The sequence below is a fragment of the Paenibacillus agricola genome, from assembly GCF_011440305.1.
GTDB lineage: Bacteria > Bacillota > Bacilli > Paenibacillales > NBRC-103111 > Paenibacillus_S > Paenibacillus_S agricola.
The window spans coordinates 157,135-183,319 of record NZ_JAAOIW010000010.1 but is presented as its reverse complement, the minus strand read 5'-3'; the positions used below and the strand labels follow the sequence as shown (position 1 = coordinate 183,319).

General features: G+C 47.1%; 23 protein-coding genes. 5 read left to right on the top strand and 18 right to left on the bottom strand.

What is annotated here, in order from left to right:
- The first annotated feature begins 6 nt into the window (after positions 1-6).
- Complete coding sequence (locus G9U52_RS24750) at positions 7-783, top strand: YqcI/YcgG family protein (protein WP_166153327.1); 777 nt, start codon at positions 7-9, stop codon at positions 781-783.
- Between the two features lie 117 nt (positions 784-900).
- Here the strand turns inward: G9U52_RS24750 and G9U52_RS24745 are convergent, their stop codons facing one another.
- The 4 genes from G9U52_RS24745 to G9U52_RS24730 form a co-directional block, all read right to left on the bottom strand.
- Positions 901-1,542: a spore coat protein gene (locus G9U52_RS24745; RefSeq protein WP_166153326.1), complete on the bottom strand. Its 642-nt coding sequence runs from the start codon at positions 1,540-1,542 to the stop codon at positions 901-903.
- 212 nt (positions 1,543-1,754) lie between these two features.
- Positions 1,755-2,114 carry a winged helix-turn-helix transcriptional regulator gene (locus G9U52_RS24740; protein WP_166153325.1) on the bottom strand — a complete coding sequence of 120 codons (360 nt, stop codon included), beginning with the start codon at positions 2,112-2,114 and terminating at the stop codon, positions 1,755-1,757.
- A gap of 124 nt (positions 2,115-2,238) precedes the next feature.
- The gene (locus tag G9U52_RS24735) at positions 2,239-2,565 is read right to left on the bottom strand and encodes a potassium channel family protein (protein WP_166153324.1); all 327 of its coding nucleotides are present in this window, start codon (positions 2,563-2,565) and stop codon (positions 2,239-2,241) included.
- 70 nt (positions 2,566-2,635) lie between these two features.
- Positions 2,636-3,805 (bottom strand): MFS transporter, encoded by a 1,170-nt coding sequence (locus tag G9U52_RS24730; RefSeq protein WP_166153323.1) that lies wholly within the window; start codon positions 3,803-3,805, stop codon positions 2,636-2,638.
- 313 nt (positions 3,806-4,118) lie between these two features.
- On the opposite strand from G9U52_RS24730, the gene aroC reads away from it, so the two are divergent.
- Positions 4,119-5,177, top strand: coding sequence for a chorismate synthase (aroC, locus tag G9U52_RS24725; protein ID WP_166153322.1), 1,059 nt, complete (start codon positions 4,119-4,121; stop codon positions 5,175-5,177).
- On the opposite strand, the gene G9U52_RS39365 is transcribed toward aroC, so the two are convergent.
- The 3 genes from G9U52_RS39365 to G9U52_RS24715 form a co-directional block, all read right to left on the bottom strand.
- The gene (locus G9U52_RS39365) at positions 5,146-5,325 is read right to left on the bottom strand and encodes a hypothetical protein (RefSeq protein ID WP_207953179.1); all 180 of its coding nucleotides are present in this window, start codon (positions 5,323-5,325) and stop codon (positions 5,146-5,148) included. The genes aroC and G9U52_RS39365 overlap by 32 nt on opposite strands.
- A 17-nt stretch (positions 5,326-5,342) precedes the next feature.
- Positions 5,343-6,593: a nickel pincer cofactor-dependent isomerase, group 22 gene (locus G9U52_RS24720; protein WP_166153321.1), complete on the bottom strand. Its 1,251-nt coding sequence runs from the start codon at positions 6,591-6,593 to the stop codon at positions 5,343-5,345.
- A 340-nt stretch (positions 6,594-6,933) separates the two neighbouring features.
- Positions 6,934-7,134 (bottom strand): aspartyl-phosphate phosphatase Spo0E family protein, encoded by a 201-nt coding sequence (locus G9U52_RS24715; RefSeq protein ID WP_207953178.1) that lies wholly within the window; start codon positions 7,132-7,134, stop codon positions 6,934-6,936.
- Positions 7,135-7,401: 267 nt separating this feature from the next.
- Here G9U52_RS24715 and G9U52_RS41455 point away from each other — a divergent pair, with 267 nt between their 5' ends.
- Positions 7,402-8,175, top strand: coding sequence for a YugN family protein (locus G9U52_RS41455; RefSeq protein WP_166153319.1), 774 nt, complete (start codon positions 7,402-7,404; stop codon positions 8,173-8,175).
- 147 nt (positions 8,176-8,322) lie between these two features.
- Positions 8,323-9,243, top strand: a complete 921-nt coding sequence (locus G9U52_RS24705) for an amidoligase family protein (protein WP_166153318.1) — start codon at positions 8,323-8,325, stop codon at positions 9,241-9,243.
- 166 nt (positions 9,244-9,409) lie between these two features.
- On the opposite strand, the gene G9U52_RS24700 is transcribed toward G9U52_RS24705, so the two are convergent.
- The 4 genes from G9U52_RS24700 to G9U52_RS24685 all read right to left on the bottom strand — a co-directional run bounded on the left by G9U52_RS24700 (position 9,410) and on the right by G9U52_RS24685 (position 14,436).
- On the bottom strand, positions 9,410-10,366 hold the full coding sequence (locus tag G9U52_RS24700; RefSeq protein ID WP_166153317.1) for a D-2-hydroxyacid dehydrogenase: 957 nt from the start codon (positions 10,364-10,366) through the stop codon (positions 9,410-9,412).
- Positions 10,367-10,416: 50 nt separating this feature from the next.
- Positions 10,417-11,067, bottom strand: coding sequence for an NAD-dependent epimerase/dehydratase family protein (locus G9U52_RS24695; RefSeq protein ID WP_311764923.1), 651 nt, complete (start codon positions 11,065-11,067; stop codon positions 10,417-10,419).
- Positions 11,068-11,131: 64 nt separating this feature from the next.
- Positions 11,132-13,765 carry a PAS domain-containing hybrid sensor histidine kinase/response regulator gene (locus G9U52_RS24690; RefSeq protein ID WP_166153316.1) on the bottom strand — a complete coding sequence of 878 codons (2,634 nt, stop codon included), beginning with the start codon at positions 13,763-13,765 and terminating at the stop codon, positions 11,132-11,134.
- A 236-nt stretch (positions 13,766-14,001) separates the two neighbouring features.
- Complete coding sequence (locus tag G9U52_RS24685; protein WP_243767532.1) at positions 14,002-14,436, bottom strand: VOC family protein; 435 nt, start codon at positions 14,434-14,436, stop codon at positions 14,002-14,004.
- A 135-nt stretch (positions 14,437-14,571) separates the two neighbouring features.
- Here G9U52_RS24685 and G9U52_RS24680 point away from each other — a divergent pair, with 135 nt between their 5' ends.
- Entirely contained in the window at positions 14,572-15,342 is a 771-nt protein-coding gene (locus G9U52_RS24680) for a sulfite exporter TauE/SafE family protein (RefSeq protein ID WP_166153314.1), read from the top strand.
- Between the two features lie 91 nt (positions 15,343-15,433).
- Here G9U52_RS24680 and G9U52_RS24675 read toward each other — a convergent pair whose 3' ends face one another.
- The 7 genes from G9U52_RS24675 to G9U52_RS24645 all read right to left on the bottom strand — a co-directional run bounded on the left by G9U52_RS24675 (position 15,434) and on the right by G9U52_RS24645 (position 26,166).
- On the bottom strand, positions 15,434-15,730 hold the full coding sequence (locus tag G9U52_RS24675; RefSeq protein ID WP_166153313.1) for a hypothetical protein: 297 nt from the start codon (positions 15,728-15,730) through the stop codon (positions 15,434-15,436).
- A 250-nt stretch (positions 15,731-15,980) separates the two neighbouring features.
- Positions 15,981-18,878 carry a GAP1-N2 domain-containing protein gene (locus tag G9U52_RS24670; protein WP_166153312.1) on the bottom strand — a complete coding sequence of 966 codons (2,898 nt, stop codon included), beginning with the start codon at positions 18,876-18,878 and terminating at the stop codon, positions 15,981-15,983.
- Positions 18,875-20,140 carry a TRAFAC clade GTPase domain-containing protein gene (locus G9U52_RS24665; protein WP_166153311.1) on the bottom strand — a complete coding sequence of 422 codons (1,266 nt, stop codon included), beginning with the start codon at positions 20,138-20,140 and terminating at the stop codon, positions 18,875-18,877. The genes G9U52_RS24670 and G9U52_RS24665 overlap by 4 nt, the downstream gene beginning before the upstream one ends.
- 52 nt (positions 20,141-20,192) lie before the next feature.
- Positions 20,193-20,828, bottom strand: a complete 636-nt coding sequence (locus G9U52_RS24660; RefSeq protein ID WP_166153310.1) for a hypothetical protein — start codon at positions 20,826-20,828, stop codon at positions 20,193-20,195.
- A 23-nt stretch (positions 20,829-20,851) separates the two neighbouring features.
- Complete coding sequence (locus G9U52_RS24655; RefSeq protein WP_166153309.1) at positions 20,852-22,123, bottom strand: vWA domain-containing protein; 1,272 nt, start codon at positions 22,121-22,123, stop codon at positions 20,852-20,854.
- 386 nt (positions 22,124-22,509) lie between these two features.
- Positions 22,510-24,882, bottom strand: coding sequence for a hypothetical protein (locus G9U52_RS24650; protein WP_166153308.1), 2,373 nt, complete (start codon positions 24,880-24,882; stop codon positions 22,510-22,512).
- A 735-nt stretch (positions 24,883-25,617) separates the two neighbouring features.
- Complete coding sequence (locus G9U52_RS24645) at positions 25,618-26,166, bottom strand: NUDIX hydrolase (RefSeq protein ID WP_311764920.1); 549 nt, start codon at positions 26,164-26,166, stop codon at positions 25,618-25,620.
- Positions 26,167-26,185: the final 19 nt, after the last annotated feature.

The window sequence follows — 26,185 nt, the reverse complement described above, 5'->3', positions numbered from 1 at the left end:
TTCCCCATGGTTAACTTGACTACCAAAGCCTGGCTTGATGAGCATCTCTCCGAATTGCCGGAATGGCAGCAGGATGCCTTTCGCCAATTCGGCCAGATGATTGCCGATCCGGCTAACAGGTACCCCTGTGTACCTGGGCGCCAAGGCTTTCTTTCCAATAATTTGCGATTCGGATTCGCGGCGGAGCCAAGCTCCGAGCAAGCCATCATAGATGTCGCACAGCTCCTGCAGCAGTATGGCGGATACTCGCGTGAAACTGGCAAATATGCTTCGCTGGTTATTTTTTTCAACACGCCGCCGGAAGCAACGGCAAGCCCCTACTCTGTAGAAGAGTATGAGCACATATTTTGGTCTGTGCTAAGCAAGGTTAGCGCCAACGATACGGCTCCCTGGCCTGAGCATATTGCGACGGACCCCTCCGACCCTTCCTGGGAATTTTGTTATGAGGGGCATCCGTATTTCGCCTTTTGCGGGACTCCTGCACATGAGGTCCGCAATAGCCGCCGTACTCCCTATTTTTTGATCGCCTTCCAGCCCCGTTGGGTATTCGATGAATTGAACGATTCGACCCCCTCTGGACGTAACATGAAAAAGACCATTCGCCACAAATTACTTGAGTACGACGGTATACCTGCACATCCCTCCTTAAAATGGTACGGACAAGCGGATAATCGGGAGTGGCAGCAATATTTTTTGCGGGATGATGAGAGCGCTCCTTCCAAATGCCCTTTTACTAAGATGAAAAATAAATTCAAAGCGCTGGGTGTGCATTTTCATAAATAGCGTGTGCTTTCGTTGCGGTGGTCAAATAAGAGCAAATAACCCAGCATCGTTATGGAAACGCTGCTGGGTGTGAGAAAGACTATAGAATGAACTCAATCGATAAGGATACGCGCTTGTTTAGTGGAGTGTAATACCGGCCTGGTTATTACCCGGCATTTGCGGCGTTCCGGTTGCTGGCACGAAGGCGCTTAGCATCTTTTGCATATCGGCAGTCGCTAATTGTGGTACTTGGTAGTAAGCATGCTTGTTCTGGTAAAGGAAAATTTCATACGCCATTTCGATAAAATTTTCCACTTGTGAAGCCAGTACACGGCGTACAACCGGATTTGTCACTTCAACAGCACTCATCGTCAACAGCGAAGCATGGGTTTTTATTAATCCGAGCATTTGCCCGCTAATCCCCGCATCCTTCACATCAGCCAACGATTGATTGGGCTTTTTCGGCTGGGTGGCTTTGATTCCGTAAATCGGCTGGGACATATCCTTAATCTTATACGTAGCCGTTTCTTGGCTTGGTTTTTGCCCGGTTGAAAAGCACTCCGCTGTAAGATTGTATTGCGAAAGCGTGAAATTATATTGGCGGTCCAAAATATCGAGAAGCTCCTTATCCTGGACAAACTGCCTGAACATCATAAACTGGTCCAGTACATTGACCGTGCAACCCAACACCTCGTGCATATCAAAGAGCTCGTGGCCCCCATGGGTCATTTGCTGAGCGCCTTGTGTCTGATTGCTGTTTGTCTGTGTTTGCTGCTGCATCTCTATGTCTCCTTTACTTGTTGGGATCAGATAACCTCAATAATATGAGTATAAAGGAGTGAAATTATGCATGGAGAGAAGTGTTGCCCAATTAAAAAATCGCCTTTCGGTCCTGAAAAATTATTCTACTTTTGTGCAGCAAAAAAGCCATAGCAGGATGCCATAGCTTTTCTCCACTGTTGACCTCAATTATTAAGCTTCCTAATAAGACCTTACATCATCTCAACAAAATCACGCCCATTTGGCTTATTAGCCATATGACTTACATGGGCTGATCCCCAATCATGCATTAAATGTAAGATAGGCTCTAGCGTTCGCCCATATTCCGTAAGTGAATACTCGACCTTCGGTGGCACTACCGGATAGACCTCGCGAAGAATAATATCCTGATCCTCTAATTCCCGCAGCTGGGAGGTCAGCATCTTCTTCGTAATAAGCGGAATAGCGTTATTCAATTCGCTGAACCGTTTGGTTCCTTCAAAAAGCAGGATAAGCAGGATGGTCGTTTTCCATTTACCAGCGATAACTTCGAGTGCCGGATTAACTAAGCAAAGGGTATGCTTGGCTTCCATTAATACGCTCCTTTTTATAGTAACTTTTATGACACTATGATACATTAATATTGCTACTAGGCAAATTGAAACCTTGGATTCATCATACCACATAGCTTTCTCAAAATGAATAAAAAACCATTTTTTACCTATTTCCACTTTTAAAAATACCGAATGCGACCTTAATAATAAGACCGAGAAACAGACCGGTTCCGGCAAGAATATAGACGATCGTAAACACTTTGCCAAGGCTGGTATGGGGCTTGAACTCAGGATCACCTACCGTACTGAGGGTAGCTACACAAAAATAGAGGGCATCCAGAATCGATAACCCTTCAACCGTAGTATAAAAGATCGTCCCTGAGAGCAAGGTCATCAGGATCAACACGAATAACGCCTGGAAATCCTTTTCTTTAAAGGCATGGACAAGTCCTTTGAGCAGTCTCCAGACTGTTAATAGAAATGAAACCATACAGGTCCCCCCTTTTCTTTTTTCTTTTAGTAAACTTATCATCTAATTTACATGGACCGTCTCAGCTGATTCAACTATTGCCCGGCTCCCGCTGCTCGAATACACGGTAACGTCGGCTGACCCAATAAAAAGCTATCGTTGATAACGCTCCCATAATAGCCAGCATCAGAAAGGCGCTTTGGAAGCCCCATTGTGCCGCGTAGACTCCTCCTAGCATGCCACCGATAATTTTGCCGACACTCATCTGGATGACAGAATTCAGCATTTGCCCGGACGCTTTAAGCTCCTTGACTACATAGCTATTCACATATTCAGCCAAACACATGTAAAACAAAATATACGTTCCACCGTGGAGCATCCAGCTGAGCAAATAAGTGAAGGGCGTCAAAGCAAACGCGTACAAACACCATCGTAATGTATGTATAAAGCCGGAGAATAAAAGAATATTACGGATGCCAAACCGTTCATAAAATTGCCGAAAAAAGATCATAAAAGGAAATTGCGTAAAGGAGCCAATGGCAAGACCGATGCCGATAACCTCCATGCTAATCCCTTGCTGCTTGCTATAAATCGCCTGAAACGAAAATAAAAAGCCCATAGCAATCGACAACGACAGCGTGTAGGCGTAGAGCAGAACCAGCTGTTTGTTTTTGAAGATGCTGATCAATTGTACCTTCTTGCCGCTGCTTTGGTGACCTGCCACCTTGGGGATTCCCAGTGATAAAAGAAAACAACCCAGCATAATGAAGGACGTAATCAAAAATATCAAGTTGAGGTGGGTTGTAAACAGCCATCCCGCTGCTACGGAGACAATCGCATAGCCTACCGAGCCAAAGGTGCGGACGCTAGAGAAACGTACGATTCCTTTGGAAGAGAGCTCCAGCGTAATTGCATCACTAAGCGGATTAATGGCAATCTGGAACAGGCTAAATAAAGCCATCCCCAATAATAGCGGCACAAACAGCGTTCCTGCCCAAGGGATCAGCCACACCGTCACACTGGCAAAAAACGTGCAAATCATCAATATGCTGTTTTTTGTTTTCGCCCGATCACCCAGGATTCCCCACAAAGGCTGGGCAAAAAGCCCAACAACCGCACCAATCGAGGTAAGAATCCCAATCTCCGAATTGCCGAGGCCCACTTCTGTAAAATAAATTCCGATATACGAAGAAAAGGTACCAATGCTCATATAAATAAAGGCATAAAAAATTGCCAAGGTCGTAACATTCCTGTTGGGCATATCAAGCTTCCGCCTTTCAATTATGTAACGTAATAACGTGCATTATACATGTTAACACAGATTAACATAGATTTCAGGGGAACCTGAATCCCAATCCTGCCAAAAAGATGCCTCCTCACCCACATGAATCGTGGCTACTAGGGACAGGGACAACCATTACCTTTATCGCACTCAAATAAGATGTAAACCAACAGATATAGCCCTTCTCTATGTCTGTAAGTGAAAATATCTATTATATTTATATCCCTTCGCCTCTTATAATGAAGTACATACAGTGCTTCAACTTCATCAATGATTAAGGGAGGTTACACAAATGGCAGGCAGCTCATTCGGAGACGCTTTTACAATTACGACATTTGGTGAGTCGCACGGTGATGCCGTTGGGGTTATCGTGGATGGGGTTACACCTGGAGTGGACATAGATGAGGCTTATATTCAGATCCAAATGGATCGCCGAAAACCAGGGCAGTCCTCTGTGACATCGCCTCGCAAGGAATATGATATCGTGCATATTTTATCAGGAGTGTATGAGGGGAAAACTACAGGAACGCCGCTTTTTATGATGATGCACAACCATGATATGCGCTCAGAGGCCTACACGGATATTCAGCATTCCTTCCGGCCGGGGCATGCCGACTATACCTATTTAAAGAAATATGGCATCCGCGACCATCGGGGAAGCGGTCGCGCTTCTGGAAGGGAAACGGCAGGCCGGGTTGCCGCTGGAGCTGTCGCGCGCAAGCTGCTTGAGCGCAGAGGAGTCAGCATCGCCGCCTACACTCTAGAAATAGGCGGTATCCGCTGCGATACCTTCGATGAGCAGGAGATCGAGCGCAACGCTGTCCGCGCCTGCGACCCGCTGGCGGCTGTCGCCATGGTCCAGCGGATTGAAGCATTGGCTGCCGCTGGCAATAGCTGCGGAGGCATTGTCGAGTGCAGAATCAGAGGCGTAGCCGCTGGTATCGGCGAGCCCGTATTTGATAAGATTGATGCCGAGCTTGCCAAAGCGATGCTCTCGATCGGCGCGATCAAAGGCATCGAATTCGGAGCCGGTTTCGACGCAGCCCGTATGCTGGGCAGTGAGCATAATGACCAAATGGATGCCGCCGGCTTCTTAACCAACCATTCAGGCGGAATTATTGGAGGGATTAGCACAGGGGAGGAAATTATTTTCCGGGTAGCCGTCAAACCAACCTCCTCGATTTCGCTCCCTCAACAAACCGTCCGTGTGGATGGCGAAGCACAATCGATCAGCACCGTAGGCAGGCATGATCCCTGCATCTGTCCTAGAATCGTTCCCGTTGTGGAGGCGATGGCCTGCCTCGTCCTAGAGGACCAATTCAAAAGACAGGCGGCTTTGCACGACCAATAGACGCAAGCAATGGGCTGTCTTGCTTAAGCCTAAGAGCAATATACGCAAGCAGAGGCTCGTCTTGTTTAAGCCTAAGCGCAATATACGCATGCAGAAGCCCGTCTTGCTTAAGCCTAACCGTGCCTGCTTGCCCTTGTCCCTTGTACACTAAGCAACTAAGCAAAATTACGGGAATATCATGTTCTCCGGCTCGCCCAAAATTTCAATATCCGCCTTTTGCCGCGCTTCCGAAAGCAGGCTTTCCGAAATCCAAATTTCCTGCACATGCAGCGTGTTGGGAATTCTCACCAAGCGTACCTTGCTTAAATCCGGTGCGTTGCAGGTGCGAATTGCAGCTTTGACCGCTAATTCCGATGTTTCCATAAACATCGGAATTTTTACCGTATTGACCACCGTACTGGTCAGCGCATTAGCCCAGCCCTTCGACCAGTCAATTTGGTCAAAGCATTGGCGGGTTGTGATATCCGCCAGACCCAGCCCGTTATGGTTACCATCTGACGCTTCGGTCAAGCCCAGTGCCACTAAACGGCTAACCTGGATGCCTCCCGCTGCAAATGGGGTTGGGAAGCGCCCGGTAATATTCGGGTCCATTCCCGACCCTGAAATATCTTTGCCGACCCCATCCACAACGAGCACATCCAAAGGATCGAATAGAATCGAAGGCATCCACTGCTTCGCCTTCAACAGGAGCCCCGGCTCCACGTCGGCAATACGTTCAGCAGGAATGGCTTCAATATGCCCGGGACGGTCATAAGCGTTCTCTACGGTAGCAATGCCGAAGATAATCGGCGCTTGCGCAAGCGTTATCTGCGACATTTCCCACACATGCTGTGCCATATGCTGAAATCCATACGCGTGTGCCGTTTCCGCACCTGTTTGCTTGCCAAGCCCAATCGTAATCATCTTCAGCAAGCCGCTCTCCACTTTTCCACGAAAGGCTGTATGCGGCTTCACACGGTTAATAACGATTAGCTTATCTGCTTCATGCGCATGCTTATCCATGAAGACAGGCATGCCATTGGCCAGCCTGCCTATTTCTACAGTCTCCATCGTTGCTCGAATCGGCGCACCGATGTAAGCCTCAGTTACGCCGAGATGGCTGAGCACCGCCCGTTGCCCTTCAGCGGTGGCTCCACCATGGCTGCCCATCGCTGGAATAATGAAAGGCTCGCCTCCAGCCGATCTTACCGCCTTCACAGTTTCCCGGACGATCAAAGCAATATCGGCCACACCCCGGCTGCCCACTGCAATACCTACTTGGTCACCACTATGGATTCTTGAAAGCACATTCGTATCCTCAATCGATTGGTGGACTGCGGCTGCGACATCAGCTATAGCCATCGTCTGGAAATGCTGGCGAACTTTAATCATTCGCGGTATTGTAAACGGTTTCAATAATTTTTCAATAACATTCATCTACTTCCACTCCCTATGTTATCTCACTTCACTGATCTATCTTTTCATTTTTTATCACTTCTATATTTATCCATAGCTAAGCATATTCTTATTATACGCCCCTTTGTCAAGCTACATGGATTCCTCCATGAAGAGACGCATCGCAAACTCTTCAATTTCGCGACTGATTTAAAGACATAGAACAGGAATACTTATAAAGCTTGATCAAGTGGGCTTGCCCAGCGGACACAGAAAACCTCTATTACCAGAAAAATAGTAATTTGGGGTTCGTAAAAAGCAAATAGCGGCTTCTCTGTCCACCAAACTTCCCAAATGGCTGTGTCCGGGTCGACTATGGGCCCTACAGTTCGCTCCGCTTTTCCGCTGTCTTTTTCATGATAATCAGATAATATTCGTTCAACACCACATCCAGCATTTGGCTGGCTGCAATCACTTCAGGATCAGTGATATGCTTTATTTTGATAAGCTCAACCATTTCTGCCCGCAACGTTTCAATTTTTTCAATAAGGCTGTCATACTCCGATTCCATCTCTTGAATCACCCTTGTAGTTTTTGCTTAGCTTTCCCCCCAAGATGAAATCTATGAGCGGTTTTAAGCCAAAGGTTCCAGTCTTCGCCATAGTTTGTTACAGTTATATGAAATAGTCCCGAAACGTCACCACTTAGCCCCAAGTTGCCGCTTACATTCCGATGATTGCAACGTATTGTTTATAGGAGAAGCTTGCTATCATGGATTAGGCATGAATCGAGGATAAGCGGCTTCGCCGTTTTTTATAACGATTCGCGAGACAACCTGGGAGGAATATATATGATAATTGAGGACGCAGGCATCAAAGGATTGGTCAGTGATCTGGCTTATTTAGATGAGTTAACCACAAGTCTGGGGTTCGTTCGTTGGCAATGGGAATATACAAGAGCCACCTATGATTATAAAATTGAAGATAAATCCGAAGGCGCCGAATATTTCTTGCGGTTTAATTCCAGAGCCATTGAAGGCAGGCTGGAATCCCCTTATGCTATACTAGTTCTAGAGGACGCTTATATCGGGAGAGCTACCTTTCCCCACGGCCTGGATTATAAATCTCCTATCCCTGCACCTATTCTCGCAGCCTCGAAACGAGTATTATATGAAATTCAAAAGCAATTGAGAGATGTATTACTGGTCAACGAAATCATGTCCAAGGATTGTATTACCATTGTCGCCAGCGATTCTCTTTATGAGGCTGCTACCAAAATGAGAGAGCATGATATCGGGTTTATTCCTGTAGTTGCAGGCAAACAACTTATTGGAGTCCTTACAGACCGTGACCTCGCCATCCGTGGCTATACGGGTCATCATAACGAAACCGTAACCGTAGGCGAAGTGTTCACAAAAAAAATACGGACTATTGCGCCCCATACCACTGTGGAAGAAGCTGCCCAGATTATGGCTGATGAACAGGTTCGCCGTCTGCCTGTTGTAGAAAATGGGGAGTTATTAGGTATTATTACGCTTGGCGACCTTTCTACTTTAAAGGTTTTTGAGAGCGAGGCCGGAGAAGCTTTAGGACGGATCTCCTTGCCCAGCCAATCTGCTATTTAGACTACATGCAACTCTAAGGAGCGTTATGCCATGCTAAGAGACATATTAAGAGATAAAATCCCCCGTTAATACTCAGCTCGCCAGGCTCGTGGTCCGCCTCTCTCTTTGATTGTACTGTCATTGCCCATTCAAAGGAGAGGATGATAGATGATGTGGCCAAAAGCTGTAGATTGGAAAGATTTAAAATTTGGTGTGGAGATCGAATTTGTAGGGGGTGACCCCGCAGGCTTGGAGCTGCTGCCAGACTGGGTGATGTCGCTAGATGAACAACAGCTGGACGAAACAGGAGCCGCCTCAGGCAGCGAGCTTAAGCCTCCCCCGATCTGCTGGGAGGATCGGGGACAAATTTGCACGATGCTCGAACGGCTCCAAGCTCAAGGGGCAACCGCCAATTGGAGCTGCGGTCTCCATGTGCATGTAGGCCTAGAGCCATGGGGAGCCGATATGCTGCTCCCCTTAATAGATGCAGCCTTGCTGCACCAGCAGGCTTTGCAAGCCCTGCTAGCCAGCAGCGAGCACCGGCTGCTCTATTGCCCGCCCGTGCTCCCGGAGATGCGGGAGCAGTTTATCAAGCAGCCCGATGGGACGGTGCTTCGCCATCGGGGACGGCCGCAATCCCATCGCTGCGGAGTGAATATAGCAGCTTGGTTTGATTTCGGCACCGTGGAGATCCGTTATGCCAATGGTTCATTGCACGATGTGGAGGTGCTCCATACCATTGAGCTTTGCTTGCGCTACGTAGCCGCGATAGGGCAGGGCCTTACGCTTACGCCTTCAAGCGATCCCTATCAATTAGCTGTTGAGCTGGGCGCTCCCGTAACAGGATATCCACCCCATATTCCCATTCCAGCTTGGTTTCAGCAGCAAATCTGGCTGGAGGCCGCACTGATCCCCTTACTTGCCCCTATGGCTGAGGAGCTCGTACAGGATGGTGAAATTCATCATATTGCAACGGGACCTGATGGTTTCCTAGTCGCCATCAAGCAGCCAGGCGGGATGATGAGAAGCTATAGGGTCGAGCCTCCTGACTCAGGCTGGAAGGTTATTCGCGAACTCAACGATTTATAGCCTAGGGTTCCGATCAAATCTGAGGTTAAATGGTGACTAATTGTGGATCTAATCCCCGATGGGTTGCTAGATAATCAAACAAGAAACCTCCCACACCACTCTTGCCGAGGGTGTGGGAGGTTTCTTTTAAACTATGCATCTTTAATCCTATATATCTGCAAGCCTACTAGTATTGGTTTTTAAAATCAACGCGGTTTAATTGCGGCTCTCTGCCCTCTGTATAATCGCGCAGGTTGCGCAGAAATATTTGCATAGCCCGTTCCTGGTAGTACTCGGTAACACCCGAATTATGTGGGGTTATAATGACATTTTCCATATCCCAAAGAAGATTGTCTGCTGGCAACGGCTCTACCTCGAATACATCCAAGCCTGCACCTGCGATGGAGCCGCTTTGCAGCGCTTCAATTAAAGCAGCGGTATCCGTAGTTCCGCCTCGCCCTATGTTGATATAATAGGCGTTTGGCTTCATCGCGGCGAATTGCTCACGACCGATAATATGATGTGTTTCTGCGGTATGGGGCAATGTGACTACCACGTAATCGCTTTCACTAAGCACCTCATTCAACCCATCCATAGTGACCATACGGTCTACATAGACCGACTCCGACAATGTGCGTTTAACACCCAGCACCGTCATCCCAAACACTTTGGACAGCTTGGCTACTTCCAATCCAATGGAGCCGGCTCCGATAATGGCAATAGTTTTGCCATGAACCTCGCCAAGGTCGTTGTAACGCACCCATTTATGCTGGAGCTGGTTACGGATTGCGATATGGACCTTGCGCGTTAATCCCAGCATCATCGCAAAGATCGACTCCGAAATCGGATTCGGATGCACGCCGCTCGTCGTCGTTAAGATCACTCCATGCTCCGCTATTCCTTGCAGGGGCATGTTGTCGACACCAGCACCCCAGTTTTGAATCCAGCGCAGCGCTGTATCCGGTTGCAAGCATTCCTTGGCAAGGCTCGAATGCCAGCCTACAATGATCTCAGCATCCGCTACATGGGGCTGCCACTTTTCTTCATCCTTGCCATGCACCAATTCCCATTCTCTTGCTATACTGCGGATCTGTTTCTCATGCGTTTCGGTTATATCTTGGACAACCAGAATTTTACGTGTCATTGTTTACCCTCCCAAGGTTTTTTTAAGAAATTGGTTTGATCTCTACTCGCTTACCTATTAGCAAGCTCGGCAATTTGCTCGTATTCGTACCTATGTATGCCTTTATTACCCAGCTTTGCTGCTTCTATCATCCCTTTGGCAACCACTTCGGCTTGGATCGGCTTATATTTACGTAAGCCTCCTACCATCAAGGGTGAAACTACTATAGAAAGAGCAGATCCTATTCTCTCACCCATCCGGGCTTCCTGCCTATCCCCCAGCAATAAGGAAGGATGAAAAATATGCAAAGCCGGCAGTTTCAGCTGTTCAAGGCCTTCCTCGACCTGACCCTTGACCTGGGTGTAAAAAATACGGGACTTGGCATCGGCCCCCATTGAGCTAACAATTAAAAAATTGGCTGCTTGATAAGCCAAAGCCAGCCTTCCCAGCTTCATCGGATATTCAAAATCCACCTTGCGGAACTGCTCTTTGGACTTCGCCTTTTTGATCGTGGTGCCCAAAGCACAGAAAAGGTCGGAGCCCGCCAAATCCTGTTGAATAGCAGGCTCAAGATCCTCATAGTTCGTTAAGACCTGTATTAATTTAGTATGCTCCAGCGGCAGCTTGCTTCTGGTCAAGGCTATTACCTTCCCGTAATTAGGATTCTCCAGTAAAGACTTGACCAGCTGAATGCCGATCAATCCTGTCGCTCCCGCGACAATCGCTGTTTTACCGATAGCTCTTACCTCCTTTTATCACATGATTATAACCCATAAAGATTACAGGTTATTGCGGAAAATATTTAGTGATCATTTCGGTAATAACCTCTCGCTTGATCGGCTTGCTAATATAATCATCCATCCCTGCCGAGAGGCATTTCTCCCGGTCTCCTTTAAGGGCGTTAGCAGTTACAGCAATAATAATCGGGCAGCCCCCACTCGGAAATGATGCTTTAAGTGACCTCGAAGCATCCAACCCGTTTAATTCAGGCATTTGCACATCCATAAATATCATATCGAAGGCTTCAAAGGTGACAGCTTGCACAGCCTCATGCCCATTTTCAACAATGGTCACGGTATGCCCCAGCTTTTCAAGCATTTTTCTTAATACGAGCTGATTGATTTCGTGGTCTTCGGCTACAAGAATCTTTAATGAGCGCACGGCAAATTTTTTCTCCTTACTGGATATACTTAGCATGGAAGCAGGAAGTGGTATTTCCTCTCTTAAAGCGACCGTGAATATAAAGGTTGAGCCAGGTACATCGGTTTGCTCAATCCAAATATTCCCGCCCATTTTTTCCACAAGCTTCTTGCTGATCGCAAGCCCCAGTCCCGTACCTTCCGATTTGCGGGTCATAAAATGTTCTAATTGGTAGAAGGGCTGGAACAACTGCTTGACCTTGTCATCCGGAATACCAATTCCGGTATCCTTAATGATAAATTTAAGTTGAACGAGGTTAGGGGTTTGCAGGTCTTTTTCTACAGTAATCGCAACTCCGCCAGTATAAGTAAACTTGATTGCATTTCCGATCAAATTCATTAATACCTGCTTCAAGCGCGCAGCATCTCCAATAAGCGCCCGAGGCACGTTGGCATGTACAGAATACTTCATTTCCAAACGTTTTTCGGCAGCTTTGGAGGAGAGGATATCCAGTGTTTCGGCAACACATTCCCTGATGTCTAAGGGCTCTTCCAATAAATCGGTTTTACCGGATTCAATTTTCGAAAAGTCCAGAATATCGTTAATAATCGCCAGAAGGGCATTGCCGCTTTTACGGATAATATCGACATATTCCTCTTGCTGGGCATCCAATTCGGTCGTATCCACCAGCAAATGGGTCATACCTATGACGCCATTCATTGGAGTACGGATTTCATGGCTCATCATAGCGAGAAATTCACTTTTCGCCAGGTTCGTCTTCTCCGCCGCTTCCTTGGCTATCAACAATTTTTTCTGATCTGTAATGTCTTTGGCAATGATATAGTAGCCCACTAATTCCCCATTAATAATAATAGGGGCATTAGTCGTCAATACCTCTATAATTTGTCCATCCTTATTGACAATCTTATCAATCATTTTCTCGGAATTGCCCTCTTTGGCTAAGTCAGGTTTAAAATGTTTAAAATGGCCAGTGCCAATAAATTTCAAGAAATTTGAGCCCGCCATCTCATCGACCGGAAAACCAGTGATTTGTTCGGCCACGACGTTTGCATTAATAATATTACCTTCCAGATCCAGCGAAAATATGGCATCATGGTTATATTTTTTCAGCGAGGTGTAACGCTCAATACTTTCTTGCAGCTTCAGTTCGATATTTTTCCGCTCTGTTACATCTTGGATCGTTCCATTAATTTTTATCGGTTTACCGTTATTATCTTTAGCCGTGATGCCGCGTAAATGAAAATATTTGATGGAGTGCTCCGGTTGAAGATAACGCAACTCCACATTGATCTCCTGCCCATTTTTCGCAAGCTCAAAGCTATCCATTAAACTTTGTTGGTCATGATTGTGTATAAGCTTGACAAAATCAGCTGGGCTATTGCCTATAAAGGCTGTACTCAAATTAAAGATCCGGTATACCTCAGCAGAGAATATTAGATGGTCATGATCAATATCCAGCTCCCAGCTTCCCAGCAAGGCAATCCGTTGGGCCTCTGCCAAATTATCCTCATGCTCCTTACGTTTCGTCACATCTCGTCCTATTCCCACCACTTTTTGGATATTGCCTTGGTTATCCCTAATTATTTTGAAATTGGTCTCGAACCAAAGGTATTTTCCATTTTTATGCATTACCCTACACGTAAAATTATCATTATCGGAGAAAGACTTCTTTTTTAATTCCTCCAAGTCGCCTGGATGATAAAAGTTGAAGGTCGAATTACCCACTATTTCTTCAGGCCGATAACCTAACAGACCGAAGAGGGAAGGCGAGCAATAAATGAGTATCCCTTCAGGATTGGAAAAGGAAATGACGTCTCCGGTATTGTCGGAAATCACCTTATAAATCTTTTCGATTTCCAGCAGCTTATGCTGAGTGGCTTTTTTATCGGTGATGTCGATCAGATGTATGATAAAATATAGGGGAGTACCCTTTATCTCGTCCCTGACCAAGGAAACATGTAACGATGCCCAAATAACATTGCCATTGCTCTGTATATACCGTTTTTCCGTTTCATAAGAGATAGCGGCGCCTTCCAACAGCTGTTGGATTTTAAATTCATCTATGTTTACATCTTCTGGATGTGAAATTTCTTTATAGGTATAACTCAGCAATTCTTCCTTGGAATATCCGAGAATATGGCTTACTGCCGGATTCACTTTTATCCATGCTCCTTCAAGGGACAGGAGTGCAATACCAACGGGCGCAAACGTATATGCATGCTCAAACAATGAATGATGATCCACTTGTGCCTTCGCCACACGAAGCCCTCCATTCCAAACAATGTCTCTCTACTTTCTATTATAAGCCGATCACGGACTCGATTGCGACAAAATCCGACATATTTACTACATCTATATTTTTCTTAGTTATAGGGGTATCTTATACATTATTACACCTTGGATGCTTTCTGAAACATAAATTAAACACTTAACGAAAAGGCCGTTCTGGAGGAAATCCAAACGGCACTTTTTGGTGGGATATGTGTGAAATCCACTTATTGGGAAGCTGGTTGAAAAAACTCCAAACGTTCGCCATCGGGGCCGAAGAAAAAGGCAATCAGGTCACCTTCTAGAATAGTACGAGGAGTTTCATCCATCAATTTGACATTAAATGTTTTTAAACGGTCTATCTCTGCTTGAATATCACTTACGGTAAAAGCAATATGATGCACAAGTCCATTGTCTGGCAATCCGTCATGCCCACGCCCGATCAACTCAATTTCAATCTTGTCCGAATCCGGAAACGACATAAATCCCAGCTCAACCCCGTCTGCCAAGGCTTTGCGCTTAACCAGCTTCATACCTATTACCTCCGTATAAAAACGGATTGAGGCGTCCATATCCTTTACCATAACTCCAATATGCTCCAGCTTGTGAATCAAAGAGAACACACCTTTCATTTTATATAGTTCATCTGGTAGCGTAACCATTGCATGAAGGATACCATGTACAAAACGAATGTGCAATCACTGGCTGTATAAAAAGTATTGTGTCGACCCTTGACTTTACTTATACTATTCGTAGGCTTTGGCCTATCGTCATCTTAGTCTTAAAGGAGCCTCACGATGGAATTTCCTTCAACAGATATGCTGTTATTTTTGCTGGTGGCAGGTTTTTTAGCCGCCTTTATTGATTCGGTTGTCGGCGGAGGCGGGTTAATCGCTGTGCCAGCTCTCCTGCTCACTGGCTTGCCACTCAATATGGTGCTTGGCACCAACAAGCTTGGGGGCACGTTGGCCTCGATGACCAGCACACTGTCTTTCTTATTTTCCGGCAAAATCAACGGAAAGCTAGCGCTTATGCTATTCCCGTTGTCCTTTGTCGGTGCTTTGCTCGGAACCTATACCGTACATTTGGTCCCCTCCTCGTTCCTGAGGCCATTTGTTGTATGTATGCTTGTGCTGCTGCTTATTTATACTTTACTTAAAAAAGACTGGGGCAAGCTTGAAGCTCCCCGCCCCATGACTCCACGCGTCAAACTGGCGACAGCCTTATGTGCGTTGGCGCTTGGATTTTATGACGGCTTCTTCGGTCCTGGAACAGGTTCGTTCCTGCTCTTCCTGTTCTTGCTGCTGGGCTTCGACTTTGTTGGCGCCTCCGGCAATGCCAAGGTATTGAATTTGGCCAGCAATATGGCCAGCCTGGGCGCCTTTCTCCTGCTCGGCTCTGTACATATCGGCTATGGCCTTACGATGGGCGTTGCGATGATAGCCGGGGCGCTGGTAGGCTCCCGCTTAGCCATCCGCCATGGTGTCAGCTATGTGAAGCCACTATTTATAGTCGTTACCTCTATCCTTATTGGCAAGCAGCTATGGGATCTGTTGTTTTCGATGTAGCAGGCTTTGTGCATAAGAAAACCGTCCATATCGGACGGTTCTTTGTTGTCGCTATTGGATTAGACTTGGCTTCATCCTGCTTCATCCTGCTTCAGCCTGCCTCAGCCGCAAGAAAAGCCATGCTGCTCATATTCTCTGAAGGCACGACACGCCTTTGGTTGGAAATAAATTCTTGGAAAGGGTCAACAATGATATGCGGATTATTAACATGTCGCGCATCCTCCCACATACACTCCACACCGCCCCCATTGGCAAAGCCCGCAAACATTTGGCAGCCGTTACAGAAACGCTCCTCCTGCTGTTGGTCAAGCTTTACTAATTTATTGCGGAGACAGCAATATATTTGGCCTTCCGAATCTACAAAATTAACGTGATTAGTAAGTTTCATATAAATCTTCCTTTCAGTCTAAAATAATAATTATAGTATTTATTATATAAACCAATTGTTAAATCTGTGAAACCTATTTGTTAATTGTGTATCCTTTACGGAAAGATTATACGGATAAACCTTGTGCCTAAACATCGCATGGAAAACAGTAAAAAGTCGCCCCCATGCGGGAGCGACTTTTTACTACAAGGTTCCTTACCATCTGGGGAGACTCTTCCCCGCAAAGCGATTAGCTACAAGACCGACTTTCCTACTTTACCGCAGGCTCATACTTGATTTTCTTCAGGATCGGCTCACTGGTTTTTCCGCGCTTATTGGTCGCTTTAATTTCAATCATGTTCTCTCCGGGCTTTAGATCAACCGTCTTCGTCACGCTGCTCTGTCCGGCTGCCTCTCCATTGATATACAAAGTCGGGCTCGGATCATGGACATCCGCGGCACCTACTTTGATTGTGATCGTGCTGTTACGGGTTACCTCAGGCAGCGCCTCGATCGTAACGATCGGTGCTGGCATCGCATAGGTAAGCTCCTTACGAACGACCTCGGAGGCTTTGCCACCACGGTTCACCGCCTTGAACTCAAATACATTATTGCCATCCTGCAATTCTACTGTTTTGCTGCCTTTGCCGTTTCCGATGAACTCGCCGTTGATAAATAGCTGTACGTTAGAATCGGCTTCGTCAGCGGTTGCTTGTAAAGTAACCGTCGACGCATTGTTATCAATGGGCATCGCTTCAACGACAAGTACAGGCGCCGGTCCTATATAAGCAATCAGCATCATTAAGGGGCTGCGAAAGACGACCAGCAGCACAATGAGACCGAGCAGAGATAGTACTGATCGGGTTAGCAGCCGTTTATTTTTCACCAGAAAACGAACCCATTCCTCAGACTGCCGAAGCTTGACCACCTTGTAAAAGGCGATAAAGGAATCGTTCTGGGTGGCCATCAGCTTTTGCTTAATATCCTTATCCCTAAACGCCCTAGGGGCATGGATATCGAAAAATTTGCTCAGCGCCGCCCTATAATTGGCATCGATTCCCTGCTTGGGATTCAAGAAACGTGAATCCTCCGCGGACCAGACAAGAAAGTCATAGACCATGTCCCTGCCCTTCTCCATGAGATACTCCAGTAGCCCGTAATAATCGAATTCCGCTACATAACCGGAGTTGCGCCCCAGGCTTGGTCGGTAAAAGGCATACACAATTTTGCTAAAATGCTCCGGCGCAATCCGCGAAAACAACAGCTTCTTCAGCGCTTCCTGGACGCGCTCCAGATCCAGCGTATCCAGCCTGTCGATCGCTTTGACGAGCTCGGAGTCTTCCTTCTTCGCCATCAGCAATATTTTATAAATCGTGCTGAGCAAATGCATAGTTAGCCTCTGGCGGCTATCCAAATGGCTGTTCAGCTCTTGGTCTGTCTTCTCCAGCATAAAGCCCAGCTGGACAATTTCTTCATACTCCAAGCTTGCCGGCTTTAGCGATTCCAGCAGCTCCAAACGAATTTCAAGCTTTAATTGGCCGCAGAAATCCTCATATTGCGGCTTATTTGCACGTTCAGGCAGCTCGTCAAAATACCGGTACAACGTATTGGCCGCTTCGACCTGCTTAATGACCGTATCGGTCTGCAGCAGTCTTTTCACCTTTTTCAATACTTCATTGGTAAAAAAGCGCTGCTGGACCATACTTTCGCCATGCTGGATCCAGAATCGAATCTCCTCGATTAACGCCTTGACCCCTCCCGCTTTCTCCATCCGGTAGGCGACATAACGCTCGGCTGTACCCGCCTGATGCCCATGAAGCCCGCTCATCACGGCGTCAAACATATGATCCTGCCCTAGCAGCTGATCAAATAAATGGGCCGCTTCGGCCATACCCTCATCATCGGAACGAGAAGCCGCCCGGCTGATGAAAAGTACAAAGCAGGTATTGACCAATTTGCGCACGCCTTCATCCGCAAAGGCATAGTATTGCAGCAAGCTTTTGATATAATCCGCATCCGGAAGAATGGTGGCATCCATCGCATCCTTGCGCAGCAAGGTTATGAATAATTGATTTAGCCTGTTTTTTTGCTGGATGGTTTCTGCGTTCGCATAGGTGGCAATAGCCTGCATAGCTGCAGCACGGTTGGCCTCATAAAGCGCATGGTTGCCTTGCTCGATTTCATACAAGGTGAACAGCTCATCGTAGGACTGCACCCTCAAAGTCGTATTGCTGTGCGTTCCCTGTAAAGCCTCATCACAAAATTCAAATAAAGGGTCAAGCTGGTCCGGAGAATGGCGGTGCTGCCAAATAAAATCCAAGTATTTATGCTCCTGTGCAGGGAGCTCATTATGGATAAATCGGTTATTCGGAAAATCAAACAGATGCTCCCGCTCAATATTACGGTCAGGCTGGCGGATACCACCTTTTTCCACAAAAATAATATGTAAGCCCTGCTTACCCTCCGGCTCACTACTGAAAGTCATAAACCCAAGCTGTCGGCGTGTCGCATAAGGAAGCGAGTTATAAATCAGTTGCAGTAGCTGTTTCGCGAGCTCGGCGCTGTCTACTACATGGGTGTCCAGAACGATGTAAACCTTCTTTTTATTCGTTACCGAAGACATCACGGTATAAACCAGCTGCTGGAAGCGCGTTTGGTCGATCCTTAAACGAGTAAGCAATTGCTCGGTTTGGTCAATTCCTCCGTTGCGTGCTGCTGGATCGTACTCGATATCATCAAGCTCTGGAAGCACCTTGCCAGCACGAATATCATAAGCGCTTTGAAAGGAGCGAATTTGCAGCAACCGCTCGGGATTACGCAAGAATTGCTCCTTGCGCTCTTTCGGCACAATGAATTGGTGGGTGAACGACGCACTACGCTGTCCCGTAAAATCGGCACCGACGAAGCAGCTCCGACCGATCACCATATCGCCATTATCGGCGTGGAACACGACTAGTGATTCGGGGTACAGGGAAACATCCTCTTCCCCACGCCCCAATAGCTCCTTAGGCGCTTTATAGATACAAAAGGGGTTCAACGTCGTTTTTATAAAAGCAACATCCAGCCCCTCCGATTTGGCAACCGTATCGAAGCCTTCGCTGGTGCGGAATACGCCCTCCCGATCCCTTGTAAAATATTGCTGCTGGATCGCTTTACGCTCGTCCATCATGTTGCATCTCTCCTAGCCACGTAATCAAGCTGGTACAGTAGCCATATAAACGGCTCATCCACCCGAATCGGATTGATAACGCCGGTAAGCTGCTTATTCACCGGGTTAGCACCCAATGCAGAAACAGCGAAAAAAGCTGTATTTTTAAAATAAACGTCAATAGCGTCCTTGAACGGGCGGTCGACATTTTCGATAAAACGGCCAATTTCACCATTAATATTGTCGAATTCCGTCTTGTTCAGGAAGCCCTTGTGCACGACATTGCGGAACACATTGCTATTGGGACGTATATATTCACTATCCTCTTCCATCAAATGCACGAGCATATCGCTTTTGGTCAGCACGATGGCCGTAGGGATCTCGGTCTTGCTGTTGTGCTGGTGGGCAATAAAATTCTCGAATAAGCTAATAACCACCTCACGTGGCTCATCGTAACGGTTGGCGAATTCGCCCTCTTCCTCGCCGATATAAAGCCGAGCTTTGTCGCGGATGCTGCGGATCTGCAGCGGATCGACCAGAAACAGGATACCGGATGAATTTTTAATATGCGCGGCATAAATATCCAGATAATCGCGTTCGACCATACCCTCACCAGCCACATCGAAAAACACAAGCGTCAGTGGTGCCTCGCTCTCATCCTTGAAGACGAATTGAAAAATAAACGGCTCCTGCTGTTCATTCGGATTCGTCGATTGCAGCATGCTGCCGCGTTCAAATATCGGCTCATGGTAATTTTGCCGGAATTTGCGGCTGATCTCCGCACTTAGCGGCATACATGCCGCATTGAAATTGGACGCGGTCGTATTTTGCAGCGTATGGATCAACGAGGTCATATAGACCGATTTACCGACTTGAGACGCGCCTACAATCGAGATAATGTTGCTCGGCACCTTGCCCGATGAAATCGGCAGCTCATTGTGGCAGCTTGGGCACAGGCGGCGCCTTGTCTCTTCGCCATAACGGTCGGTGATCGCTACGAGCACGTTTTGGATATAGGTTTTATTTTCATCAGGAATCGTATGTGGCTCAATAATCGCTTCCATGTCGACTTGTGACAGGTTGAACTTCCGGCGCCAATCGGTCAGCTTCCGGTCCTCCTGCAGCATAAAGTCATCGTCATTCTCTTTCACATGGCTTGCTCGAAAGACTACTTCCTCGGGCTCAAACTTACTAAAGCAATGTGGACACACAATGCTGTAATAGGGGGGCCGTTCCTTGACGGGCGGCTTTTTATCAAACATTTTTTTAAAAAAATCCAACATGGCTCTTTCCTCCTAAGAGTTTTGCTTTAGCAAAACTTTCTTCGTAAGCTCATTATTCGGCTATCAATTCGTAAAGCTCTCCAAAGGCCTTGCCATCGGTAAAAAATATACGGATATAATCGTTTTTGCCCACTTCGATCTCTGGCAATGTATGGCTTCCCGATGCAAAATGATTCGGAAAAGGATACGCGATCCCGTCTTCTTTATTTATCGGTGGCGCTCCCTCTTTCTTTACATAACAAAGCGCTTGCTGAGGAACCGAAATTTCACAAAAAAGCTGGATACGCACCGATTTATATTTACTAAACCATTTATTTCCATATTTAATCGCATACCTTAGCTTTGCTTTCCCTCCGCTCACACGCACGTAATTATCAGGGTCCGTCTGGCTGAGCGGCACTGGCTGGCCACTACGGACAAGGCAAGGAAAAATCCGGTAGCCTTGCATCCCAATATGCTCCAAGCGCTCGCGGTAGCCCGATTTGGTCTTATATTCTTCCCGGGTGAACAGCTTCAAGCGCCTCGGCTCCAGAAGCTCAGGCGCTTTCTCCATACCATCAGGAAAACTGTACACATATACAGCCTCCACATGCTTAGGCCAATGCCAGGTGACGATGCTTTCCCCGTCCAGAACCTGGCACGCCGTTTTTACGATTCTATACTGCTGCTCAGGTTCTTCCCATTGCAAAAGAAATCCGCCTCCCGTTACCTTTATCGAAATTGTTTACGAATCACTTCGGTGCTCCGCCGTTCCCCTTGCATCGGACGATCCCGAGCTACACTGCGAAAGCCGCCTGTTCCGCCTCCTTGCCCGCCCACCGCAATGATCAAGGTTGACAGAGACAATACGAATGCCAACGCCGCATCAGCCAAAGCGCGGACGATAAATGGCTCAACAGCCCCTTGAAGTCCGGTTTCCAGTACGATGCCGGCAATAAGCCCGCCGATCGCACCACCAATCGAAAAGCATTTGGCCAAGTAGCGGTTATCAAATACAATACCTAACGATATACCAAGCACTGCGCCAATAAGCACTATTAGTACCACACGCAGCAAGCCGTGATACCCATCTTCCGCCGCTATACCCGCACGCTCGTTCATCAAATGCCAACGTTGCCCATTTTGGTAGATTTGGTCAAATACATCCGTTATGCCTTCTACCCGTTTCACGTCATGGTAGGTGCCGCCCGTTTCCGTTGCGATCCGCTGCAGAAGCAAATTGCCCTCCCGCTGTGTAGAATCGATCCCTACGGTGTGTACTTGGGTTTGCTCCTGCTGATACGGAGCCAAAGTCTTTACCAAATCGACATTGCTATAGCCATCGGAGATCAGGATGACCGCTGCTTTTTGGTTCGGGATTCGTTCCTTCGTCATATGCTCCATAGCCATCGTCAAGGCCCTGCCAATATCAGTTTGCCCGATAGGTGCTTTGATTGCACTCAATTGGGCAGCAAGCTGCTCCCTCGCCCCTGAATTTTTAAGTGGCGTCAGCGGCACGACCAGCTGGGTTTGCTCGTTGAATGTAAATATGGCAACACGTTTGCCATCATCCATCTTGCTGATCAATGAACGCGCCGCTTCGATGCTTTGGTTGTTCGGGTCACTGGTCTTCATGCTCTCCGACATGTCGATCAGCAGCACATAGTCCCGTGGCTTATCACTGTTCCCCAACTGTAGCCCATATATAAACTGACAGATGACTCCAGCTACAAATAAGAGCAGCAAGGTGGCCGGAACGAGGAATTTCCAGCCATCACGCGCATAACGCAGCCTCCAGCTGGGACCGTTTAGCTGAGGCGAGATGATTTCAGCGAGCAAGCAACATATACCCACAACCAATGCAAATTGTCCAAAATAGATGCCCATCAGTAGCGTTTCGTGCATGATCCCCGACCATCTGTCGAGGATCCATTCTCCAATCACAAACCCGATCATCCCGCCAACTAAGCTTAATACGGTTAATAGTCCATTCCATTTGCGCACAGTTTTTTCTCCCTCCCAAACCCTCCCTCTAGGGAGGGCTCCAAGGGCGTTGCCCTCTGGACTCCCTGTCTGTTATCGGTGCTGCGTGTTCTCGGGGCGCTTTCCGTCCCTACGGGACACGCTTGGTTTTTCGTTCATGGGCGCTTTCGTTCCTTCGGAACATCAAGCTGGCTTTGCTTAAACACAAACCTTAATAACCTTGCTTCTCTAACTACAATCCTGTACGCCACAGCCGGTGCTGACTGCCAGAGCGAACATGGAGAGGACATATGCGGTAATACAAAACTGTGAAACGATCAAAAATATCGTTTTAAAATACATGACTTAGAGGATACAATATTAATAGCATCCAACATTTACTAAGTTTAGTATATCATATTGTAAGATTATACTTCTTTGAATCCTTGATTTGTTGAGGTATCCATACTATGAAAGGCAAAACCATTCTCCATATACGTATCATAGTAACGTTTGCCATTTCGGTAATACATCAGGTCCTCGATTCGGAAGCCGCCCATAATGTTCAGTTTTTCAATGCCGCTTTGCTTCATTTCCTGGACGCAGCCCAGCTTGTAGGCACGGCTTCCCTGGTCGACCGCAAACGCATAACGAATAAATTCACTTTCAAAATCGCCAAAAAAGTATTTTTCGATATAACGGTGCTTATGTGTGGAATGGTATACATCAGCACGGATAGCTGCTTCATTTTCCAAAGTGCTGTACAGATCACGGAAAAGATCTTCTTTGGACAACACCTCACGGTTATCGTAGCTTGCCGCCACATTGGCGCGTTCCAGCAGCTCGTCCTCGAATGATTTTTGGAACAGGGGGTTCACAAAAATTTCTCTGCTCGTAACCTCCATCAGCCGCTGCAGTAATGGCTCCTCGCCTTGGACAAGCAGCTGCGAAATATTGCCCATATGCCGCTCATCCCAATAAAATTGAGCTCCCCGCCGGCTTTCCAGCTCAGCAAGTATTTCTCGGACCCCATGCCCGTAGTATTCATTGATATTGCGGTTCAAATAGTCACTGGTGAGCAAAATACTGCCGCGGCTTGCATCCTGCAATGTTTTTTCCAGCTGGTGTAATCTTTGTACAAAAGGCTTCGTCCGCTCATGCAGCTCCTCCAGCTTTTGCAAATATTGCCGCAATAGCCGCAGCTTCATTTCCAATAGCTTCAGATCCAGCTTGATTCCGTAAACGAGGTCGAGCAAGTGGCGGCTGAAGCTTTTTACAGAGATTTTGTTCGTAAGCCGTCCCCAGAGGGAGCTTTTGGCAAAGGCCTGATCTGCCACACGCTCCGCATATAGCTGCTCTAATTCGCCTTGCCCTTGCTCCAGCAGCTTGGTTGCTTCCTTAATCCGTACATGAAGCTCATCGACCAAGCTCCCACTCCCTCCTTCGGAGGAACACAAGTAAGCCGCATAAAACCCAAACAATGGATTATCGATGATCCGGGTATCGAGTTTTTTTTGCAGCCAGCCGCCAAAATCACGTTCTGCAAATTCCTTCTCCAGCAGCCGAGCTGTGTTCATCTCAAAAAAGGCTTGCGCATTCCCCCCGTACAACGCCGACTCTGCCTCATAAAGCGTCATCGATTGCAGCTCGGATAAGGAGATATGGTCGTGCAGCAAGCCAAACATGCCTTCTACAGCTTTCTCAGGATCCTGCAAAAGTGAGCGAATATCATCGTCATAGCGGCTCGGCGCAAGCTCCAGCAAATCCTGCACATATTCCCGGTCAAGCTCGGCATTTTCCTTCATCCGCTGTAATAGATGCTTGTACACATGGTAAAGCACCGTTAGCGCTATCGCTGGATTCGGCCGTTTGATTCTTGAAAGCCCCACGGAAGCATAACAGCGCCCTTCTCCGTCAGGTGGGGTCGCATTTTGCTTAAAATGCTGGTTATTGTACGCCCCATGCTTGGGGTCCAATTCGTTCAAGGTTTTGCGGTTTTTCAACAAGCTTAGGTTGCAAATCGCCTCATAGCTGCCTTGCATCCCATTTTCAGCAAAAATCCCCCTTTCATCCTTATCGCTCACTAAATAAACGACATCAAAAAGCGACGATGCTGTATGCATAGCAGGCAATCGGACGCCTTCACCTGTCACTTGCAGCATGCCTTTAAATGCGTAGTCCCTGCTCTGGTAGCCATCAACCTCCTGCAAAAAGCTGACGCCTAGCGAAGACTGAAAAGCAAATTGTTCGCCTACTCCTTTTTCCTCCAGCAGGCCGTACAAGTCAATGGCCACCGAGCGGAATTGCTCCCCGAAAATGGTTTCCATCAATACCGTGATTTCTGGTAAAAGGATGTTGAACGGGTCGTCCAAGCGCGTAACGATGGCAATATTCAATCGCTGTAGATGCGTGTACATACGGCCAAACTGGGAAATCCGGCTATTCATCTGCCGTAAAGTCACGTTAAGCTCCAGCAGCTTCGCTTGGTCTGTATAAAACTGCTTGTGAATCGCTGGTCGGAGCCTGCGCTTGTCATCTGACGGGGCTGCGAAGCTCCAGCCGTATACATTGTCCAGCGCCGCGGGAGGCTTCGTCCCGATTTGCAGGTAAACGACACCTGCGGAGTTGTTCCACTTCGAGCTGTTTAACGCGTGCATCGTATCCAAGGCTTCCGCCGATAAGTCACCTAGGAACACAAACACGATGGGGTGATTGATACTGCGCATCTCATCCTCATCGGTTCCCGTATGGTCCATTCTGACAGCATAATGATTAGCGAATGTGATTAGTTGGTTTCTCATAGAAATACTTTCTCCCTCCCAAACCCTCCCTCTAGGAAGGGCCCCAAAGGGCTTTGCCCTCTGGACTCCCAGTCTGTTAGCGTTGCGGCGTGTTCTCGGGGCGCTTTCGTCCTTTGGACACGCTTGTTTTGGGGTGCATGGTTGTGATGCATGGCTGCGTGTTCTCGGGGCGCATTGTCCCGCCCTCCGGGACTCGCTTGGATTAGGTGCTAGCATCCCTTTTTATTGAAAGCTCGCTGATGCATACTCAGCTTGGCTGATGACCATTTTACAATTATTATTGCTTACTTCCGATATTCTTCGTTCTAGTGGACAATGGAGCTCTGCATACAGAAGTACTTACTCTTCTTCTAACTCACGAATACGGATGGAGTCATTGCAGGTACTAATATGTTCTGGTTCTTCGCCTGCATTTTATCTACCGAATAATAATCGATTTCCGATTTTTCCATTACTACAGCAAGCTCTTTACTTAGGAACTCAATCGCCCATATAATCCCCTTTTTTATGTGGGCTCGTAGTAAGCCGTGTGAAATTCCTGCCCTTAGGCAGATATCATTGCCGCGATATTTTTATGTTACGGTTTATTTAACAAAGACCAAGTGCGTCAACACTTGGTCTTGACAATTGGCTTGGCTGGTACGCTCTCTTCTTAAGAAACCATCCCTTCCCAAGATTCAATTTCATGCATACTTCACCTTTTATTCCAAATACATACAAATGTTCTTTATTGCATTATATTGCGAAAGACTTACTCATAAGGTACTTATTCATTTCGGCTCGATCTTCTGTTGATGATTCTATTATTTTGGAACAGTGATCCAGCAATTTGCCCTCTTTAAACGTACAGTAATGCTCATAGCAGCTCTGGTCATGCACGATATAATTTAAATAAATCGGTATATTCGCTGCTACTCCCCTATTTTCCGAGTGCATAATCCATTCGATTGACTTCCAGTCCAGTATTCCTTCAACGGTTTTAACAGGAGTCTCATAAGGGATATCCTCACCTAATTCCGCAATATATAGATACATTCCGCCTAAGCCCCCGCCATCAACTGTCCAAGTAACCATCCCTTTATAGGTAAGCTGATATTGGGATTCATGGATGCCGGTTTCTTCGCTAATTTCACGAATCATTGACTGTCTCGGCGTTTCCCCGGGCTCCAGCTTTCCGCCAACACCATTCCAGCAGCCCATCCAGCTTGGGCTTTCTCTATTTAATAGGAGGATATGGTTGCCTTGTTTAAAAAAACAAATATTATATTTTAGCAATGTGGTCACCTGATCTTCCGAATTTCAG